This is a genomic window from Leisingera daeponensis (genome assembly GCF_019801465.1).
Lineage (GTDB): Bacteria > Pseudomonadota > Alphaproteobacteria > Rhodobacterales > Rhodobacteraceae > Leisingera > Leisingera daeponensis_A.
Map to the genome: position 1 here is coordinate 1 of NZ_JAHVJA010000026.1, position 18,589 is coordinate 18,589.

General features: G+C 61.2%; 16 protein-coding genes. 7 read left to right on the top strand and 9 right to left on the bottom strand.

The genetic code is table 11. The features are described 5' to 3' along the window. Positions 1-369: 369 nt before the first annotated feature. The 4 genes from KUV26_RS22930 to KUV26_RS22945 are packed head-to-tail and all read right to left on the bottom strand — an operon-like array spanning position 370 to position 4,567. Complete coding sequence (locus KUV26_RS22930) at positions 370-1,389, bottom strand: glycosyltransferase (RefSeq protein WP_222510196.1); 1,020 nt, start codon at positions 1,387-1,389, stop codon at positions 370-372. Continuing rightward, the gene (locus KUV26_RS22935) at positions 1,386-2,384 is read right to left on the bottom strand and encodes a glycosyltransferase family 2 protein (RefSeq protein ID WP_222510197.1); all 999 of its coding nucleotides are present in this window, start codon (positions 2,382-2,384) and stop codon (positions 1,386-1,388) included. The genes KUV26_RS22930 and KUV26_RS22935 overlap by 4 nt, the downstream gene beginning before the upstream one ends. Before the next feature lie 20 nt (positions 2,385-2,404). Next, positions 2,405-3,328 carry a glycosyltransferase family 2 protein gene (locus KUV26_RS22940; RefSeq protein WP_222510198.1) on the bottom strand — a complete coding sequence of 308 codons (924 nt, stop codon included), beginning with the start codon at positions 3,326-3,328 and terminating at the stop codon, positions 2,405-2,407. Positions 3,329-3,331: 3 nt separating this feature from the next. Next, positions 3,332-4,567, bottom strand: coding sequence for an oligosaccharide flippase family protein (locus KUV26_RS22945; RefSeq protein ID WP_222510199.1), 1,236 nt, complete (start codon positions 4,565-4,567; stop codon positions 3,332-3,334). A 201-nt stretch (positions 4,568-4,768) separates the two neighbouring features. Between KUV26_RS22945 and KUV26_RS22950 the strand changes: the two genes are divergently transcribed. Beyond that, on the top strand, positions 4,769-5,965 hold the full coding sequence (locus tag KUV26_RS22950) for a polysaccharide biosynthesis/export family protein (protein ID WP_222510200.1): 1,197 nt from the start codon (positions 4,769-4,771) through the stop codon (positions 5,963-5,965). Here KUV26_RS22950 and KUV26_RS22955 read toward each other — a convergent pair. The 4 genes from KUV26_RS22955 to KUV26_RS22970 form a co-directional block, all read right to left on the bottom strand. Continuing rightward, entirely contained in the window at positions 5,962-8,028 is a 2,067-nt protein-coding gene (locus KUV26_RS22955) for an ATP-binding protein (RefSeq protein WP_315900173.1), read from the bottom strand. The genes KUV26_RS22950 and KUV26_RS22955 overlap by 4 nt on opposite strands. A gap of 511 nt (positions 8,029-8,539) precedes the next feature. Next, positions 8,540-9,046: a molybdopterin-dependent oxidoreductase gene (locus KUV26_RS22960; RefSeq protein WP_222510202.1), complete on the bottom strand. Its 507-nt coding sequence runs from the start codon at positions 9,044-9,046 to the stop codon at positions 8,540-8,542. Between the two features lie 102 nt (positions 9,047-9,148). Continuing rightward, entirely contained in the window at positions 9,149-10,036 is an 888-nt protein-coding gene (locus KUV26_RS22965; RefSeq protein WP_222510203.1) for a UTP--glucose-1-phosphate uridylyltransferase, read from the bottom strand. A 23-nt stretch (positions 10,037-10,059) separates the two neighbouring features. After that, positions 10,060-11,451 carry a WecB/TagA/CpsF family glycosyltransferase gene (locus tag KUV26_RS22970; protein WP_222510204.1) on the bottom strand — a complete coding sequence of 464 codons (1,392 nt, stop codon included), beginning with the start codon at positions 11,449-11,451 and terminating at the stop codon, positions 10,060-10,062. A 247-nt stretch (positions 11,452-11,698) separates the two neighbouring features. Here KUV26_RS22970 and KUV26_RS22975 point away from each other — a divergent pair, with 247 nt between their 5' ends. The 6 genes from KUV26_RS22975 (at position 11,699) to KUV26_RS23000 (ending at position 18,261) form a co-directional block, all read left to right on the top strand. Continuing rightward, positions 11,699-12,313: a response regulator gene (locus KUV26_RS22975; protein WP_039151902.1), complete on the top strand. Its 615-nt coding sequence runs from the start codon at positions 11,699-11,701 to the stop codon at positions 12,311-12,313. Positions 12,314-12,444: 131 nt separating this feature from the next. Continuing rightward, positions 12,445-13,890, top strand: a complete 1,446-nt coding sequence (locus KUV26_RS22980; protein WP_222510205.1) for a hypothetical protein — start codon at positions 12,445-12,447, stop codon at positions 13,888-13,890. Next, entirely contained in the window at positions 13,887-15,143 is a 1,257-nt protein-coding gene (locus KUV26_RS22985) for an O-antigen ligase domain-containing protein (RefSeq protein ID WP_222510206.1), read from the top strand. The genes KUV26_RS22980 and KUV26_RS22985 overlap by 4 nt, the downstream gene beginning before the upstream one ends. Positions 15,144-16,080: 937 nt before the next feature. Further along, positions 16,081-16,851 carry an amino acid ABC transporter substrate-binding protein gene (locus KUV26_RS22990; RefSeq protein ID WP_222510207.1) on the top strand — a complete coding sequence of 257 codons (771 nt, stop codon included), beginning with the start codon at positions 16,081-16,083 and terminating at the stop codon, positions 16,849-16,851. 4 nt (positions 16,852-16,855) lie between these two features. After that, positions 16,856-17,530, top strand: a complete 675-nt coding sequence (locus KUV26_RS22995; protein WP_222510208.1) for an amino acid ABC transporter permease — start codon at positions 16,856-16,858, stop codon at positions 17,528-17,530. Further along, the gene (locus tag KUV26_RS23000) at positions 17,527-18,261 is read left to right on the top strand and encodes an amino acid ABC transporter ATP-binding protein (protein WP_222510209.1); all 735 of its coding nucleotides are present in this window, start codon (positions 17,527-17,529) and stop codon (positions 18,259-18,261) included. Before KUV26_RS22995 ends, KUV26_RS23000 begins: the two co-directional genes overlap by 4 nt. Before the next feature lie 237 nt (positions 18,262-18,498). Here KUV26_RS23000 and KUV26_RS23890 read toward each other — a convergent pair. Continuing rightward, a partial coding sequence (locus KUV26_RS23890) for a transposase domain-containing protein (RefSeq protein ID WP_409996951.1) occupies positions 18,499-18,589 on the bottom strand: 91 nt, incomplete at its 5' end.

Below are 18,589 nucleotides of genomic sequence, written 5' to 3' on the forward strand. Positions count from 1 at the left end.
GGCCCTCCGCCGCAGGCGTCAGCACGATCCGCTCCACCAAAGCGCGCAGCGCTTCCTTGGCCTCTTCCATGCCTTCGCTGGAGCCAAGGCTCCGGATCAGCCGCGACACCCGCTCCCGGCAGGCGACTAGGAATAGACAGCCTAAAACCGAATTTCAGCGTGGGCCTTCTAAGAAATCGGGCATGTACACAGTTTACGCATCGGCCAGAGGAGTTTCGCTGAGCAAGTCGATGAATGTGGGCAGCACCCTTCAGGCAGGCGCGCCGCCTGTACGTCCGCAGGCTCAATTCTTCTGAAACCGAGAAAAACATGTCGGCCAGATCGAAGCTAAAGAAGCGTTCTCAGATCCGCGCAGCTAAATCTCGGCACTCAGAATACACAGCCCGCTGGTGAACTGCCTCTCTGTGAAGCAATGCCAGGAGACAAACACAGCGATTTCCAACAGTCGGAAAAATGTCTTTCGTAGTTATGAGCGTGCCCCAGCCCGCGGGGGCGCGGCGGTGCTGCAAAAAGCTCCTCTAGTTCGCTCTGCCAGGGTTTTATTCCTGCGCCGTCAACCAGTGCGGCTCCATGGGGCAAGTGATCCGTAAGTCCATCGACGTTGCTGACAAGCAGCCTGCGTCTCGCTGCCAGGGTTTCAATCGCAACCAGCCCGTAGGCCTCCCATCGCGAGGGCATCATTACCGCGTCAAGACCAGCCATGGTCGCCACCGGGTTCGAAGAAAAGCCTTTAAAATGTATGCGGGGATCACCGGCGGCAAGGTCGCGGAGCAACCTCTCCTCTGACCCCTGACCATAGATATGAAGGGCAATGCCGGGGTCTCTGAGTTCGCGGAAAGCCTTGATAAGGATATCAAACCCCTTCTGCGGTTCCAGCCGTCCAATGGCACCGATTGTCTTCACCGCGCCCTCTGACGGTGCCAGTTCCCGGAAAGCAGACAGATCAACGCAGGAGGGAATGACATGCATAGCGTCCGGCCGAACGAAACCCTCATCCCTCAGCCACTGCCCCTGTGCGGCACTCACGGCAACGACATTGTGGAACAGGGCATATGAAAGCTTGAGGAGAGCGCCGAACCGCCGTTTCCGTCTTACATTCAGAACTGTGAAGCATTTGGTGTAACTGTGCTCGACATGAATAAGGCGTGCTGCGGGGTTCAAGACACGCAAGGCGGCCAGCAAGGGTAGAAGGCGCCAGCTGATCGCAAGATGCGAAATGATCACATCCGCTTCCAAGCGCCCTCCGGAATGCCTATTCCGTTTCACCTCCAGCAAGCTGTGATCGGCCTCGCGCGTAAGATCAGGCGTTGTCATCATGTGACTGATGACGCGCATCACTCCGCCTGCAGTGGTGTCGTCAACCAGGTGGGTTACGCGAATAACGGTCATGACATGGCCTCGGTTCGGTGTACCCGTGCGGTCAAGTCCATTGTTTTTCGTATAGCCTTCGGCCCGGTCACGGCAAGCAGCGCAGTCGCCGCCAGGGTTGCCCCGGACTTCAACGGATCCTCCCAAAGCGGCTGCAGGGAACAGGCAAGCCACGCCCTGCCAAGACGTACTGCGCGGCGGCTGTCCAGATCGCTGATGGCGCGCCGGTTGAGGTAGCGGAGCTGATATGCCCGCGCCACTCCTGTTTCTTGCGCAAAAAACTTGGGGTTGGTCTGTGACAGCTTGCGAACCATCCGCTCCCAGGCGGCAAGCTGGCGGTCTGTCGCAGCAGAAAGCCCGCCTGAATTGATCCGGTAGCGTGTGAGCAGGCCCGGGATCCCTTCGAACGCCCAGTTGGTCGTCAAGGCAATCCGCAGCCAGCATTCGATGTCCTCGGATTGGCGGAAAGTCTCGTCGAAATACCAGTCGCGCTCAGACTCGGACCGGGGCCGGAAGGCGATTTCGTCAAACACTGCCCGCCGGATCACGGCGGCAGATCCGTTTCCGACCGGGTTGCGCTTGAAAATGTGCTTGGCGTCGATGTTTTGCAGCCGCGGCCGCTGCGCCTGGCCCATCAACGCGCCATCCTCCGAGATGAAGGCGGATCCGGCATAGCTGATCCCCACCCTCGGGCTGGCCGCCAGATGGCTGATATGGCAGGCCAGCTTTTCCGGCTCCCACATGTCGTCTGCGTCGCAAAACGCCACTACATCGCCCTGTGCGCCAGAAATACCCGAGTTGCGCGCTCCAGCAAGGCCGCGGTTTTTCTGGTGAATCACGCGAAAGCGCGGGTCGCTGCAGAAGCCCGCAGCAACTGTGGCTGTTGAGTCTGTGGAGCCGTCATTGACCACAATGACCTCAAACTCCGTACACGTTTGCCTCTGCAAGGAAAGAAGAGTGTCAGCAAGCGTTGTCTCGGCGTTGAAAGCAGGAACGACAATTGATGTGAAGGCCATGGTTGTGATCCTCGAGAAAGTTAACGGGAAAACAGGTTCCGGCGCAGCGGCCGGGGCAGGAACGGCGCCAGCAGTGAGCCGGCCAATGTCAGGCCGCCCCTGCGGAACGGGGAGAAAAATCCGCGCGGGCTTTTGAGTATGCCGGACGCAGCTTGTTTCAGCGCAAAAGCCGGAGCCCCATTCAGACGAAGCGCCCGGCGGGCAAGGTAGCGGTGGTGAATGGCATGAGAGGTGGCGCTTGGAACCACGCCAAAACCGGCGGCGGTTGCAATTGCCTGTTCACGGCCTGACCGCATTGCCTCAAGATCCGCCGACAATCCTTCAACGGAAGTGCGGTAGTAAGTATGCAGGCTGTCAATTCCGCTCACCCGCGCGCCGCCGCCAACCAGGCGGATCAGCCACTCCAGGTCTTCGTTGTGGACCATTGCCTCGTCAAAGCCGCCGGTTGCCGCAAAGACCCTGCGCCGTACGGCAAAGTTTGACATGGTGCAGACCGGGTTTTCCCCCAGCAGCATGGCGATGGTCAGATCCTGCACGGGAACTGTTGAAAACACGCGGGCATTTGCCGGGTTGGCGCGGAAGAAACCGATCCGTCCATAGGCACCATCGACGGCCCCCTGCCGGAAGCTCGCTCGGAGCTGCGACAGCTTATCCCGGTGCCAGATGTCGTCCGCATCGCAAAACGCAATCACATCACCGCAGGCGTGTTCCAATGCGCCGAAGTTGCGGGCCGCACTGGGGCCTTTCCCGGGGTTGCGGACAAGGCGGATCCGGGCATCGGCAGCGGCAGCGGCCCGCACCAGGGTGCGGGTCTCATCCATTGAACCGTCATCAACCACAACCGCCTCCCAATCGGCGCAGGTTTGCGCCTGGAGCCCGGCCAGGGTTTCCCGGATCGTGGCGGCAGCGTTGAAGCTGGGAATGACTGCGGAGAAATACGGCATGTCTCAAACCTCTGCGGTGCGGTGGCGGAAGGCCATGGAAAGGGTTGGCAGCGATGCGCCCGTCATCATCAGCGCTGCGACTGCGGCATAGCCGGCGGCAACGACTGTCAGGCCGTAGGGCGCAAGCAGGCAGGTGTTCAGTATCAGCGCCCCGGTGGTGGCGAGCGTGACCCGGAATTCCTGCCCTGGCCGGCCGTTTGCCCGCAGCCAGCCCGCGGTTGCGGACCACAGCGTGGTCGGGATCGCAACCAGGCACAGGATCGACACAACACCTTCGATGCCTGCCCAGCCCGCCCCGAACAGGACCGGGACATAGAGCGGGGCCAGCAGCGACTGCGCGATGACAGCCGGTGCTATGATCCCGATTGCCACCAGAACGCTTTGGCGCAGCGCCTGCAGCTTGTCCGCGCTGGCACAGAGATGCGGGAACAGAACAGTGGAAAAAGCCACGGTGAAGGAATTGGAAAGGCTGAGTCCGGCATTGAAGGCCATGAAATAGAGGCCCAGCGTCTCTGCCCCCATTAGCGCACCCACGATAACCTTGTCGGCCTGCAGGCGCAGCGCCTTGACCAGTTCGACGCCCAGCACCGCCCATCCATAGGTTAGGAACGGGCTCAGCGGTGCATAGCCTTGGGACGGATCGGGGCTCCAGGGATGCAGGCGGCGCATTGCGACCAGCCAGAACGGCGCTGTCAGCAGGCGCGGCAATATCAGAGCGAGGGCGGACGGCCAAAGCAGCGCCAGCACCACCGACATCAGGTTTGACGCCACGATCTGCGTGCCCGAAATGGCGGCAGTCTGGCGAAGCTTTCCTGCCCGCATGGCAAGGCCTGCCTGTACCAGCCCGGCGGGCATGAACAGGTATTCACCGGCCAGAAGAAGCACCAGTGCCAGCAGCATGACGCTGCCGCCGCTGGCATAAAGCACAAGCCCCGCCAGCGACTGAAGCAAAAACAATCCGACGCACCAGACCCAGTAAATGCGGTGTGCAGTAGCACAGGTCTGCTGCAGCTGAGCCTGCGGGGCTGCGATGATCTTTTGAATGACGCCATTTTCCGTCAGCGACTTGACAATATCGGCCGCCGCCAGGGCTGCCGCAGCAATGCCGATCTGATCCAGGTCGAGCGTGCGCGCCACCGCGACAACCACCAGAAGCCGCGAAACCTTGGCAGCCGCCTCAGACGCACCGTAGGCAAAGAGGTTCTTTGCGAAGGAGGGAACTTGCAAGGTGCGGGGCATCGGAACCTGTCCATAGAGCTGTTGGATCAAGTCATAGCGGGCTGGAGAACCTGCTGTCCCTTGCTCCCAGGGACAGGGCAATGGTGCAACAGAACTGTTCCATATCCGAAAGGATAGCGCTGCGATATCAACGGGCTCTCGACCGCTGTGGCCGAATTCCGTATCACCAGTACAACCCGCAGTGATCCCGCGAGCAGTTCAATGAAGAAACCCCTCAGAAATGGAACGGCAATTCTGGCGATCTTGTCTCTGAGCGGCTGCGCGCAGATCGACCCGCCTGACAACCTGGAGCCGGTTGCCTCTGGTGACGGGTATCAGGCGCAATACCGTGAACCAGAGGTGTCCCGTAGCGAAGCCGGTTTTCTGCTGTCTCAGACAATGAACGAGTCCAGGTGCCGCCCCGCCGCCGGCGGAACCGGCGGCAAGGGCGCTGGAACAGCGCAGGCTGCGTTGGCAGGCGAGCGGTTCACCCGCAATGACCTGGTGAACGTGCGTGTCGGCGATGATGAGACCTTCAATGGCGACTACGTCATCTCGCGGGATGGCACGCTGAAGCTTCCCTTCCTTTCACCGATCCGTGCGCAGGGCCGAACGGCCATCCAGATTGAAGATGACATCGCCGCAAAACTGATCGCCGAAGACTTCTACTCTGACCGGCCGCGGCTGTCGGTCCGGGCCGCTGATTTTGCCTCGGTCACGGTGGGTGTTTCAGGAGCTGTTTTTGAGCCTAAAGCCGTGGAAATCGGCGGTGTGCCAGGTGACGAAGTGGATTCCCGCAGGCAGGGGGCACTGGGTGCCTCGACCGAAGCACGCAACCTGTCTGCTGCATTACGTGCGGCGGGCGGGGTGCGCCCGGATGCGGATATCTCGGCAGTCGAGGTGCGGCGCGGCAGCAGCCTCTACCTGCTGGACATGCGCGGAGTTTTCGAAGGCCAGAACGCCGTCGACATCATGCTGCTGACAGGCGATCAGGTGCATGTGCCCAGCCGCGGGTGCTTCCAGGAAGACCTGATGCGGCCCAGCCCCATCAGCCCGCCGGGGGTGACACTTTTCTTGTCGAACCTCACCCAGCCGGCAGCAGGCAACGCGCTTTCAGCTATAGGCCGCGAGGTGCGCGAGTTTCCCTATGGCACGCGGTACCTGCAGGCGGTGGTGGACACCAACTGCGTAGGCGGCGCTCGCGCCACCAGCGCGCACCGCTCTTCCGTCCTGTTTTCCCGAAACCCGGTCACCCAAGTGTCGGTTGTGATCGAACGGAGGATCGAAGACCTGCTGCGCCGCGCTGACCGGGACGATTATGACCCCTTCCTTCTGCCCGGGGATGCCATTGCCTGCTATGACAGCACAATCACCAACCTGGGTGAGGTCGGCAGGCTCATTGGCGCCTTCAACTACTAAAACAGATTGAGCACCGGCTTGGTGGAGGTCCAGGTATTTCTTAACGGGCTCAGCGCGTCTTCTGCCGCTTGACGTTCCTGGCTGAGCGCCGCTTTCTCGAGACGGATCAGCGCACTGCGAAGCTCCGGAAGCCCAAAGGTTGCGGCGCTGCCGGCAATCCGGTGGGCTTCGACTGCGGTTTCGTTCGCAGCCAAATCCTGCCCGTTCTCAAGGCTTTTTAGAAAGGCTTCCATTTCAGCTGCAAAGCGGTTCAGGAGGGGTTTCAACGCCACGGCACCAACCGTTTCTTCCAGTTCGACTAGCTGCTGCGACCGCAGCGCAGCACCTTCCGGTGCTGGCGGAGCCGGGGAAGGATGGTCCGCAATCAATTGCAACAGGCCTTCACGCGTCAAAGGTTTGGTCAGCACATCATTCATACCGTCCTTCAGAAAGGCTTCCTGCTCTTCGGCCATCGCGTTTGCTGTCACGGCAATAATCGGCGCGCGCGCTGACGCGCCGCCACTGGTTCGGATCGCCCGCGCGGCGCTGCGCCCGTCCATGACCGGCATGCTGATATCCATTAGGATCAGGTCAAAGCCCGTTTCTTCTGCCATCTCGACCGCTTCCCGGCCGTTGTGCGCTTCGGTCACAAAATGCCCCTGTGCTGTCAGCATCTCCCGGGCGACATGGCGATTGATCTCGTTGTCTTCCACCAGCAGGACATTTGCCTGCTTCCTGGCGGGCGCATCAAACCGGGCCTCTCCCTTCGGCTCAGGTTCCGCTATGGCCTGCACAGGGAAGCTGACATTGAACACACTGCCTTCTCCCGGAGTGCTTTCGACAGTGATGCGGCCTCCCAGCGCTTTCACAAACCGCTGGGCAATCCCCAGACCCAGCCCGGTTCCCCCGACTTCCCGGTCATAGGAGCTGTCTCCGGTCGCGAAATCATCGAAGATTTGCGGCAGCAGGCCCGGATCGATACCAATACCTGTATCCCGCACCGAAATGCGCAGGATGGTCTTTCCCTCTTCAGCGGCACTGGCCTGAGTGGTGATGGAGATCCGCCCGTCTTTCGTGAACTTGACTGCATTGCCGACGATGTTCATCAGAATATGCTGAATGCGGTCCCGATCCGCGTGAACCCAGTTGAGCGGTGTCCCTGTCCAGCCCCACTCCAAAGTACTGCCGTTGCCCGCCGCAGCACCGCTTAGACTGTCCACGATGTCTTTCAGCAAAGTGCTGATATTCATGTCTACCGTGTGCAGCCGCAGTTTGCCCGCGTCGAATTTGGTAATGTCCAGAACATCTGAAATATGGCTCATCAGCAGTTTGCCGGACGTCTGCATGTTTCGGATGTAGCGCGATTGCCGCGTGCTGAGCCGTGTTTCCTCCAACAGTGTCAGATTGCCCAGCAGCCCATTCAGCGGCGTGCGGATCTCGTGGCTCATGGTGGCCAGAAAATCGGTCTTGGCTTTTTCGCCGGCCATGGCACGGTCGCGGGCCAGAACTAGCTCGGCCTCGGCTTGCACCTGGCTGGAAATATCACGCAGGAACGCAATAAATATTTCGCCTTCCTTGGTGTCCGCAGACTGGATGGCAAGCTCCACGGGAAAAACTTCGCCGTTTGCCCGCTTGGCTTCAAGCTTGAAACGCCCGCTGCCAACAACACGCTTTTCGCCGGTTTCGCGCAGGCGGGCCATGCCGGCCTGATGCGCAGCGCGGTGATGTTCGGGCACAATCAGCTCGCCCAGATCGCAACCCACTGCATCTTTCGCGGAATAGCCGAAAATCTGTTCGGCAGCGGCGTTGAAATCCGTGATGCGCCCTAACGTATCCGCCACGACCACCGCGTCAAGAGACGTGCTTGTCACGATGTTCATGCGCTCACTGGCTTCGATGACTTGTGTCCTGCGCCGCACGTTCTGAGCGTTCAGCACAGCCAGGTAACAGGCAAGCACGGCGAGCGCTGCCACCAGCGCGGCAATGGCAATCGCCAAATGTAACAGGGTGCCCGAAAAAGCCTCGCGCCGGAAGTCGGACTCCACAGCGAAATAGTTGAGGCCGGATACGGACAGCCGCCGCACATCCGGGCGGACAGCCCGGGTTTTCTGTTCCAGCGCAGGCAATAGGGAGGGCAAGGCAGCTTCATCGCTGTCAATCACAGGGACGGCGCGGTCGAGGAAGGCTGCAACTGTCGCCAGATTAGCTGCGAACTTCGGCACTGCGCGCAATTCGCCGTAGATGGATGCCTGCTGCAGCGTGCGTATTCGGCTGAAAAAGATGTCGAACTTGCGCCGGAGGCTCCGAATGTCCGGGCTGTCGCCCTGCAGCGCCTGCGCCAGTTCAAGTTCGAACTGGAGAAACTCCACCTCGGTCTGAGACAGGTTCCATTGAATGTTGTCGGAACTGGCAGAGTTCAGCCGCGTGATGTCGCGGGACACATTCAACGCCAGAAATGCAATGGCTGCGAGGCCCAAAAGGGCGGGCAGCACAAAAGCAGTCAACCGTAGCCACATCTTTCTGCGTTTTGTGCCGGCCATTGCCATCATCCTCAAATGCAGGCAGCCAAGCCAAAAGCGCCGGGTTCAGCGCTCGCTACTCAATCACTTCGATGCGGTCGAGCTGCCAAATGCTGCGGGAATAAACCACCTCTGATTGATATTCGGTTTTGCTGTCATAAGGGTAAACAATCCAGAGCGGCCCCTTGTCACGCACGGACATTTCCTCGCCGTTGTGCTTGTAGGCAATGATCGGGCCCCCTTCGACAGCATCCGCCAGCGGGATGTCCACCGAATAGTCGTTGATGGCGGTGGCCCGCAGCGTGGTTCCGGTGATGCCCAGATGGTCAACCAGCTGAATCAGCGGCAGGCCTTCAAAATGCTGCACGCCCTGCGTCCAGATTGTCGACGTTTCAAACTCAACGGCACCCAGTCCTTCCAGCATGGCCAGATCGAATTGCGCTGCTTCCCCTGCGTTTTCCGCTTTCGGCGTGCCAGATACCGTCAGCACCACCTCTCCGACTGGCTGGTCCAGATTTTTCGCTGCCAGAGGCTGCGCGGCGAACACGGAAATTGCAACTATCTTGAACGCTTTAAAAAGCATTGCGCGGCCTCCTTTGCTGGCTGACCCACATATGACACGGCGCGGCGCGGGCGCCAAAAGGTTAGACGGATACCCGCCTATCCTTTCGAATAGGTCCCGCAATCATGCCGCCTGCGGAACCGGGGCAACACGCCCGGCAAGAAAGCCGGACAACTCGTGGGACAGTTCCGGCCGGTCCAGAGCAAAGGCCGCCGTCGCCTGCACAAATCCTTGCACACTGCCGCAGTCGAACCGTTCTCCGTCAAACCGGAACCCGGTTACACCTGCTGAGGGAAGATCCGCGTTGATGGCGTCCGTCAGTTGCAGCTCTCCGCCAGCGCCCGGGCAAATGGCGCCGAGAGCCTCAAAAATCGAAGGTTCCAGAATGTACCGGCCAACAACGGCATGTGTTGACGGTGCCAGCGCAGGATCCGGTTTTTCAACCATCCCGCGGGCGTGAGCGAGTTTTCCGGCCTCCCTTGCGACATCCAGGATGCCGTAGGAAGAGGTCTGCTCGCGCGCAACTTTCATGGTTGCTACCATGTGGCCGCGGCTTACGGCATGCGCCTCCACCATCTGGCGCAGCGCCCCGCGCGGCGCGCGGATGACATCATCGGGCAGCAGCACCGCAAAGGGTTCGTCTCCAACCAGGCGTGCGGCCAATCCCACAGCGTGACCTAGGCCCAGCGGCTTGCTTTGGCGTACAAAAGACAGGGCGCCTTCCGGCATCTGGGTCCGTGCGATGGCTTCCAAAGCCGCTGTTTTGCCGCGCATTTCCAATGTGTTTTCCAGAGCGGCGGCAGTGTCGAAGTAGTCCTCCAATGCTCCCTTGCCTGCGGCAGTGACAAAGATGAACTCCTTGATCCCCGCCTCCCGCGCCTCGTCCACCGCGTATTGGATCAGCGGGCGGTCCACCAGCGGCAACATCTCCTTGGGGATCGATTTGGTGGCGGGCAGAAAACGGGTCCCCATGCCGGCAACCGGAAAAACAGCTTTGCGAATATTTGTCATTGTATATCTCCTGAAGTGAGGGGTCAGTAAGCGCCGCGGCCGGAAATCACCGCGCGAAAGGTTCTGAGGATGAGCTGGAGGTTCAGCTTGAACGAGCGCGCCTGAATGTAGCTGAGGTCCATCTCGATCATTTCCTTGAAGCCGACAGAGGCACGGCCGGATACCTGCCAGACACCGGTGATGCCCGGTTTGACCTGCAGGCGGCCAAGCGCCCGGGGCGGGTAATCTGCAACCTCGCACGGCAGTGCCGGGCGGGGGCCGACGATAGACATATCCCCGCGCAGCACGTTGAACAGTTGCGGCAACTCATCAATGGAGGTCCGGCGCAGCCAGCGGCCCACGCGGGTGATCCGCGGATCCTGACGCGACTTGAAGCAGATCCCGTCCCGGTCTGAGACGTTCAGGATTTCCGCTCGCCGGGTTTCGGCAGCTGCCGTCATCGAGCGGAACTTGTACATGGTAAAGGTTTTGCCGTTCAGCCCGACTCTCGCCTGTTTGAAAATCGCCGCCCCCTTGCTGTCTGCCCTTACTGCCAGCGCTGCCAGCAGCAGCAAGGGTGACAGCAGCAGCAGCGCCGAAAGTGCAACTGTGATATCAAGCGCGCGCTGCTGGGCGTCGGCGAGGCGCTTCCGCCGCAGCGCAGCCAGTCCGGCATGAGCCAGGAAGCTGACGTTACCGGTCAGGTAGCGGCGTGCCATGCGGCGCGGCTCCATAGCCAGCCGCCAGACCCACTCCATCCTTGCCGCCCTGACCGGTTCCGGCGCCCGTGCAACCGAGCCCGACAGAAAGTCGAACAGCGCGCCCACTCCAAGAGTAAGATCGGCCTTCAGGTCATCAGCATGGCGGTGCAGCCACAGCTCCTGCATCGGCACGCCAAGCGCGACCAGCACGACGTCGGCGCCGCTTTCGTTGATGTCCGCGATAACGGCCTGGGTGTCCCGTGCTCCCTGATACCCGTCGCGGGTGCCAACAATGCGCAGACCGGGGATGTCATAGACCAGCCGCGCCGCGGCTGCATCCGCAACTCCCGGCCGCCCGCCGAACAGGTAGACCGATTTGCCCATGCTGGCCGCACGCTGCAACAGCTGCGGCACAAAGTCGGTGCCGTTCAAATTGGCCGACAGCGAATGACCGGTGAACTTTGCCGCCAGTTCAACTCCGATGCCATCAGGCAGCAGGATATCCGCCCCGGCGACAGCCTCGGCATAGCGCGGGTCGCGGCGGCGGATATTGCAGCAATGCGCGTTCATGAAGAAAGCGCGCCGGCGGCCAGGCGACAGCAGCTTGGCAACAGCCTGATCAGCGCTGCTGTTAACCAGATGGAGGTCCAGAGCAGGCAGGTAAGCCGTGTTCAGACGGTCGGTTTTGACTGCTGGGGCAGCACCGAAACTGGAAGAGGAATATGCAAGTGTCATCTGCTAAGTCCTTGAGCTGTCATTGGTTGCTCTCAGGCTGTTACAGGCGGCTGCTCCTCTCAACGGAGCGGGAGGACAGGTCGCGGGCCCGTTGGCATCCCCGGCTTGCCTTGCGGCGTGCGAACCTATCCGCCCGGATCAAAATCTATCCAAATGCTTTCCAAGCTGCGGCGAATACACACGTCTTTTGCCGTGCAAGCGCCGCATTCACGCGGTACGTGTAGAGGAAGGGATCAAGGAGCATGTTATGAGAGTACTGATTGCCGATGACCACGACCTGCTGCGTGACACGCTTGTTCTGTTCCTGGAAGGCCAAGGTTCCTTCAAGACCAGTACCGCGGCGGATCTGGATCAGGCATGCAAGCTGATCGAGACCGAAGATCCCTTTGATCTGATCCTGCTGGATCTGAATATGCCCGGCATGAACGGGCTGGCCGGCCTCAAGCGGGCGATGGCCATGAGAAACGGGCAGCGGGTTGCCCTGATGTCCGGTGCGGCCACCCGCCAGATCGCTGAACAGGCGCTGGAGGCCGGCGCCGCCGGGTTTGTGCCAAAGACCCTGCCGGCAAAATCAATGATCAATGCGGTCAAGTTCATGGCGATGGGGGAGCAATATGCACCCATTGATTTCATGACTGCCGCAGATCCGGAAACGGACCACCCGCTGGCCGAAAAACTTTCACCGCGCGAGCTTCAGGTTCTGAAAGGCCTGACCGAGGGCAAGTCCAACAAGGAAATCGCCCGCGATCTGGACATTACCGAACCGACAGTGAAACTGCACATGAAAACGCTGTACCGAAAGCTGGAAGTGGCAAACCGCACCCAGGCAGCACTGGCTGCACGCGAGGCGGGGCTGTTCTGACTGCCTGCGGGGGCGCAGTCCTAAAACCTACTCCAAGGGATAGCCGCGAATACGGATGCGCACCGGGATAGCCTTGCACGCAGGCGCGGCGGGCAAAGCGCCGCGATAGTCTCTGGTTGAAGGAGACTGACATGCTGCAGAAACTTGCCGGAAAATTTGATGCTCCGCGGCGGCTTTGGCACCGGATATCCCTCCGCCGCATCATCGTCGGCGGGCGTTTGGGCGACACCAGCCGCATCCGCCGCTACCTGGCATTCTTGCTGCTTGGGCTGGCACTGGTCTGGGCGCCGATCAACGGCTACCTGCAAACCGCACCGCTTGCCTTCAAATCGCATGCGTCGCTCATCCTGCCAGGGTCCGGGGCGTCGGCCTCAATGAACCTCAATGGTATCGGGCAGGCGTCCTCCTATGCCAATTCCGCATTTGCCAGCAACTCCGTCAGCCCGACCGAAACATACAAGCGCCTGATCGGTGCTGACCGTATCCTCGCCGCGGCTGCTGGCGCGATGGGACTGAGCCGCCGTGAATTCGGCAAACCGCGGATCCGGCTGGTGGACCAGACCAGCCTCATTCACATCGAAATGACGGGTCCCAGTGCAGAAAACGCCCAGCAGCGCGGCAATGCCCTGCTGCAGGCCTTCTTCGAAGAACTGGACGCGCTGCGCAAGGATGAGCAAGCCACCCGCGAGGACAGCGGTCTGGCCGCCATTGGTGATTACCAGAGTTCGGTAGCGGTCACACGCTCTGACATCGGCAAACTTCAGAAATCCTCCGGGCTGCTGTCTGGCGAGGAGTTCGATGCAATGGTCGAAGACACCCGCGAACTGGAAGGCCGGGTTGAAGACATTGCCGGTATTCTTGAGGAAAAGACACAAAGCGTTGCCGCGCTTGAGCAAAGCTTGGGCATCCAGGCCTCCGCCGCGGCCGCAACCCTGAAACTCTTTGCCGATGCAGACTTTCTCGCTCTGGAAGACGAAAGCGCCATCCATGCTGCAAAACTGGCCGAAGCCCGTGCGTCTTACGGTGAAGGGCACCCGAAGGTGCAAGCCGCACGTGCAGCCCAGGCTGCGGCGGAACACAGTGCAAGCCAACAGGCAGCGGCAGTGACAGGTATCCAAATTGATGAGCTGAAAAGGCTTGATCTGGCCCCGGACGGAGCGCGGGCAGAGTTGTTGGCTCAGCTTGTGCGGATGGATGCAGAGCGCATGGGCACAGCCCGGCAGTATGAAGCTTTGGCTCAGCGTCTGGTGTTCGAGCAGACCCGGCTTCAACAACTGGCGGCTAGCGCAGCACGGCTGAAGGATTTGCAGCGAGATTTCTCTGTGGCTGAAGCAGTGTTTGCTTCTGCCATCGCCCGAACCCAGTCGACGAAATCGGATGTTTATGCCTCATACCCGCTGGTTCAGATACTCGAAAACCCGTCCCTTCCCGAACGCCCCTCTTCGCCTGACCGTAAGCTCGCCTTTGCCGCCGGGGTGGCGGCCACCTTCATGCTGCTGATCGCTCTGTTGCTGGGCTGGATCAGATCCGCGGTCATTGGCCGTCTTCTGGCTGCGCCCAAGGCAGCCGAAGCATGACCCCGCAAAACCCGGCAGAGCGGACGATCTACCGCTCCATGGTTCTGACTTGGCCCTTCTACGCCGTTGGTGCGCTTTACGTCGTGGGCCCGGTTCTGGCCTGGGTTCTCGGCGCGCTAGCGGTGCTGGCACTCTACCTTGGCCCGGCGTTCCGGCCCGACTTGCGTGCTACCGGTCCGGTTCCGGTGCTGATCTGGGCCTGGATCATCGGCATGGCCATTTTGCTGGTGGCACTTTGGATCGGGCACCTCGACTGGGGGCTCGGCCTCAAGAAGACAATCAAGTCCTCGATAGGCTGGGCCAAGGGCTGGGCACTGCTGGCGCTGTTCCCGCTGGTTGGCGCGGTGCTGCCGATTCGCCGCGAGGTTCTGATCCGCGGGCAATGCGTGATCGGGGCCTGGACGCTGGCGCTGGCACCGGTTCTGCTGGCAGCGCCCTACCTTGGCCTTCCCGAACGTGTCTTCACCTCACCGCTGAAGGCAGTTGGCGGGCCGGGGCCGGAGTATTTCAGTCTTTACCTGTTCACCTACGATCCGGCCAGCTGGACACCGCGCTGGCAATTCTATGCCCCCTGGTCGCCCTTCGCGGCGCTGTTAGGGGTCATCATGGTGCTGTTTGCGCTGGAAGAGAAAAACTGGAAGTGGATGTTGGCCGGTGTGGCCGCCGGGGTCCTGATGATTTTGGCATCAAAATCGCGGATGGGGCTGGTGGGGCTGATGGCCTGTACCGTTGCACCGCGCATGATGCCCCTGATCCTGCGCGGCTGGGCCTGGCATGTAACGGCTGGGCTGACAGCGTCTCTGGCGGTGACCGGCAGCACATTGGCGGCGCTGGCTGGCGATGCGGTGGCCGCATTCAAGGGGGCGAGGGCCGACAGCACTCGGGTCCGTGAAACACTGCAACGGATAGCCAGCGAGCGCTGGCAGACCGAAGCCTTCTGGTTTGGCCACGGCACAGTTCAACCCGGGTCCCATGCCGTGGAATACATGCCCATCGGCAGCCATCACACCTGGTACGGGTTGCTGTTCGTCAAAGGTGCTGCCGGTTTTGCCGCACTGCTCATTCCGCTGGTTTGGCACATCGGTTTTGTCATGGCGGATGCAGCAAAACACGCGCGCGGCCGCCTGCCGCTGGGAATACTGATGACAATGGTGCTGCTCTCTTTCGGGGAGAATATTGAAATCGAAGCCTATATGCTTTGGCCGGGCCTGATCCTGCTTGGCGTGCATCTTCGCGAAGCCGAGGCGGCTTAGGCCAGTTGCGGTTTCCTGCCGGAGGAATTCGCCCGGCCCGCTGATGTCGCCGCAACTGCAGCACCGATCACGCGTCTGCGGCGAAAGACCGGTTTGTCCCGCATTTTGTGAATTGAACGGGGCCAGGACCTCACGGTCGCAGCGAACAGCAGAAACGGCAGGCTGCGCTGCAGCGTATAAATTCGGCTGGTTGCGTCAAACGGCCGAGTTTGCAAAGGGCGCTTCCTGCGCTCCGTTGCCCCTGGTGCAACCCGCAGCATCCCGTGAGGCAGCTTGGTTCTGCAGAGGGTCCGCTTCTGGGAAACTTACCATAGAATTTCGCACCGGCAGCATCCTTGGCGCGGCACCCCTTGTCTACGGCCGCTTCGGGCTGTGAGTGCCTACTGCGCTTGCAGCATCCCAGTCAGGAAGCAAGGGCAGCAGTGGGCTCTACTGCCGCCTTGCGGCGTCGCGGCGACCAGGCAACCGCCATGGAAGACCAGAGCGGATCTTGGTTACCCCCTGGCATGACGGCAGGCAGCCCTTTCGCGACATTCATGCAAGTTGCAGCATTCACAATACTGCGGCTGGGCCCTCTAAAAGCGGTTTTCCCGAAAACGGACATCTAGAAGGTAGTGGCCGCCGCGGCAAATGCTGCAGCCTTAACCAGTGACGGTGATGTGCAGAAAGTGGGCTTTTCAAAGTCAATTCCACGAGGCAGGTGGGAGGGGAAAGTTTCCGGGCACGGAGCACAGGCCAAAAGCCTCCCGGTATGCGCATACCGGACCAGCCCAGCGGTTCTGGAGATTAAACGCTCATTCCGCTTGAGATGGAAAATGCAGAACGGCGTTCCGGCCAATGCGCGTTAGGCGGCGACAGGGGGTTTTTCTTTTCCAAGCCATTGATTCCCGGAGCTCGCGAAAACACTTAGTGCTCCTAATTCATAGGAGTTGTCAGAATGCTCAAGTCCATCGTCACCGCCACATTCCTCTCCGCCGCATTCAACGGCGGGCTTTCCGGTGCGGCTGCCGCGCAGGAAGCCCAAACCCTGCGCGTCGGAATGTCGGGCGGCTATTTCCCCTTCACCTTCGTCAAGCAGGATGTGCTGCAAGGCTTCGAGGTCGACGTGATGAACGCCGTTGCCGAGGAAGCGGGCCTCGACGTCGAGTTCGAAACCATGTCCTTCTCCGGTCTCGTCGGCGCGCTCGATGCGGGCCGCATCGACACGATCGCCAACCAGATCACCATCACCCTCGAGCGCGAGGCGAAGTTCGCCTTCACCGAGCCCTACGTTTACGACGGCGCACAGGTGGTGGTGCGCGAAGGCAATGAAGAGGTTGCCGGAGTTGAGGATCTGCGCGGCCGCATCGTCGCGGTGAACCTCGGCTCGAACTTCGAGCAGCTGCTGCGCGAGCTGCCCTTTGCTGACGAGGTCGAGATCAAGACCTACGAATCCAACATCGCGCAGGACACCGCGCTGGGGCGCGTCGACGCTTTTGTGATGGACCGCGTTTCTTCGGCGCAGCTGATCCAGGAAAGCCCGCTGCCGCTGGCGCTGGCCGGCAAACCCTTCTCCGAGATCCGCAACGCGCTGCCCTTCCGCAACGACGAGGCCGGCATTGCGCAACGCGACCAGGTCGATGCGGCGCTGACCACCCTGCGCGAAAACGGCACGCTGGCCGAGATCTCGCAAAAGTGGTTCGGCACCGATATCACCAGTCCGGAGTAAGACGATGCGGGGACTGGACCTCGATTACATGCTGGGGCTGGTGCCCGTCATCCTGGGCTATGTCCCGCTGACGCTCGGCATGGCGGCAGCGGGGATGGTGCTTGCGCTTATCCTCGCGTCGCTGCTGGCGGTCGAGCGGGTGTTTCGCATCCGCTGGCTCGACTGGGCCGTGGTGCTCTTCATCAGCTTCTTCCGCGGCACGCCGCTCTTGGTGCAGCTGTTCCTCTTCTACTACGGCCTGCCGCAGGTGCTGAGTTTCCTGACCAGCATCGATGGGATCACCGCGGCAATCATGGGCCTGACGCTGCATTTCTCGGCTTATATGGCCGAGACGATCCGCGCCGCCATTATCGGCATCGACCGCAGCCAGTGGGAGGCGTCCCAGTCGATCGGCATGACGCAGCTGCAGATGATGCAGCGGATCATCCTGCCGCAGGCGACGCGCGTCGCCGCGCCGACGCTGGTCAATTACTTCATCGACATGATCAAGGGCACCTCGCTGGCCTTCGCCCTCGGAGTGACCGAGATGATGGGCGCAGCGCAGAAGGAGGCTGCGGGAAGCTTCCTCTACTTCGAGGCCTTCCTCGTCGTGGCGCTGATCTACTGGGTCATGGTCGAGCTGCTGAGCCAAGGCCAGAAACGGCTCGAAACCCACCTGAACAAGGCATATGCACGATGATCTCTATCCGAGGCCTCAGCAAAAGTTTCAACGGCACGGCGGTGCTCGACGGCATCGACCTCGACATTGCCCCGGGTGAGCGGGTGGTGATCATCGGCCCCTCGGGGACCGGCAAATCAACGCTGCTGCGCTGCCTCAACTTCCTCGACCAGCCCGACGCAGGGCGGATCACCATCGGCGATGTGACGCTGGATGCCGCCCGTGCATCGCGGGCCGAGATCCTGGCTCTGCGCCGCCGCTCCGCCTTTGTGTTCCAGAATTACGCGCTTTTTGCCAACAAGACCGCGCAGGAAAACATCATGGAAGCGCTGGTCACCGTACAGGGCCGCTCCAAAGCGGAGGCCGCCGCACGCGCACTTGAGGTGCTGGCCGAGACCGGTTTGGCGGACAAGGCAGGCAGCTATCCGGCGAGCCTGTCGGGGGGGCAGCAGCAGCGTGTCGGGATCGGTCGGGCCATGGCCATTGGCTCCGAACTGATGCTGTTCGACGAGCCGACCTCAGCGCTTGATCCCGAGTGGGTCGGCGAGGTGCTGGACCTGATGCGCCGCGTTGCGGAGCGCAAGCAAACAATGCTCATCGTCACCCATGAGATGCAGTTCGCCCGCGAGATCGCTGACCGGGTGATCTTCATGCATGGCGGCAAGGTCGTCGAGGAAGGCGCGCCGGAGCAAATATTCGGCGCACCAAAGGACGAGCGGCTCCAGCGGTTCCTGAGCCGGCTGTCGCGCTGATTGGGGGGCGGCGGGCGTAAAGTGCCCGCCAGTTTCAGTTCGGAGCCTAGCGCCAGAAAAGCACTTTCAGCAGGTTCCTTGGCACTCTTTGTAGGGCTCGGGCAATCCGGTCCTCTTCAGGCCCGCCCATGCCGAGAATGCCGCAGCGGCAGATGCGCGCCTAGCTGGCCGCCACACGACGGCAGCCAGCCCAAAGCGGTCACAGATTTGTAAGCGTTGCCCCCGCCTCACGCGGGATCAGCTTGACGGTGGGAAGTTCCAGGGCAGGAGCTCGTCGAGCCGGCTGGCAGGGTGACCTGCAGCGATGGCTTCGAGGGTGGCCTTGAGG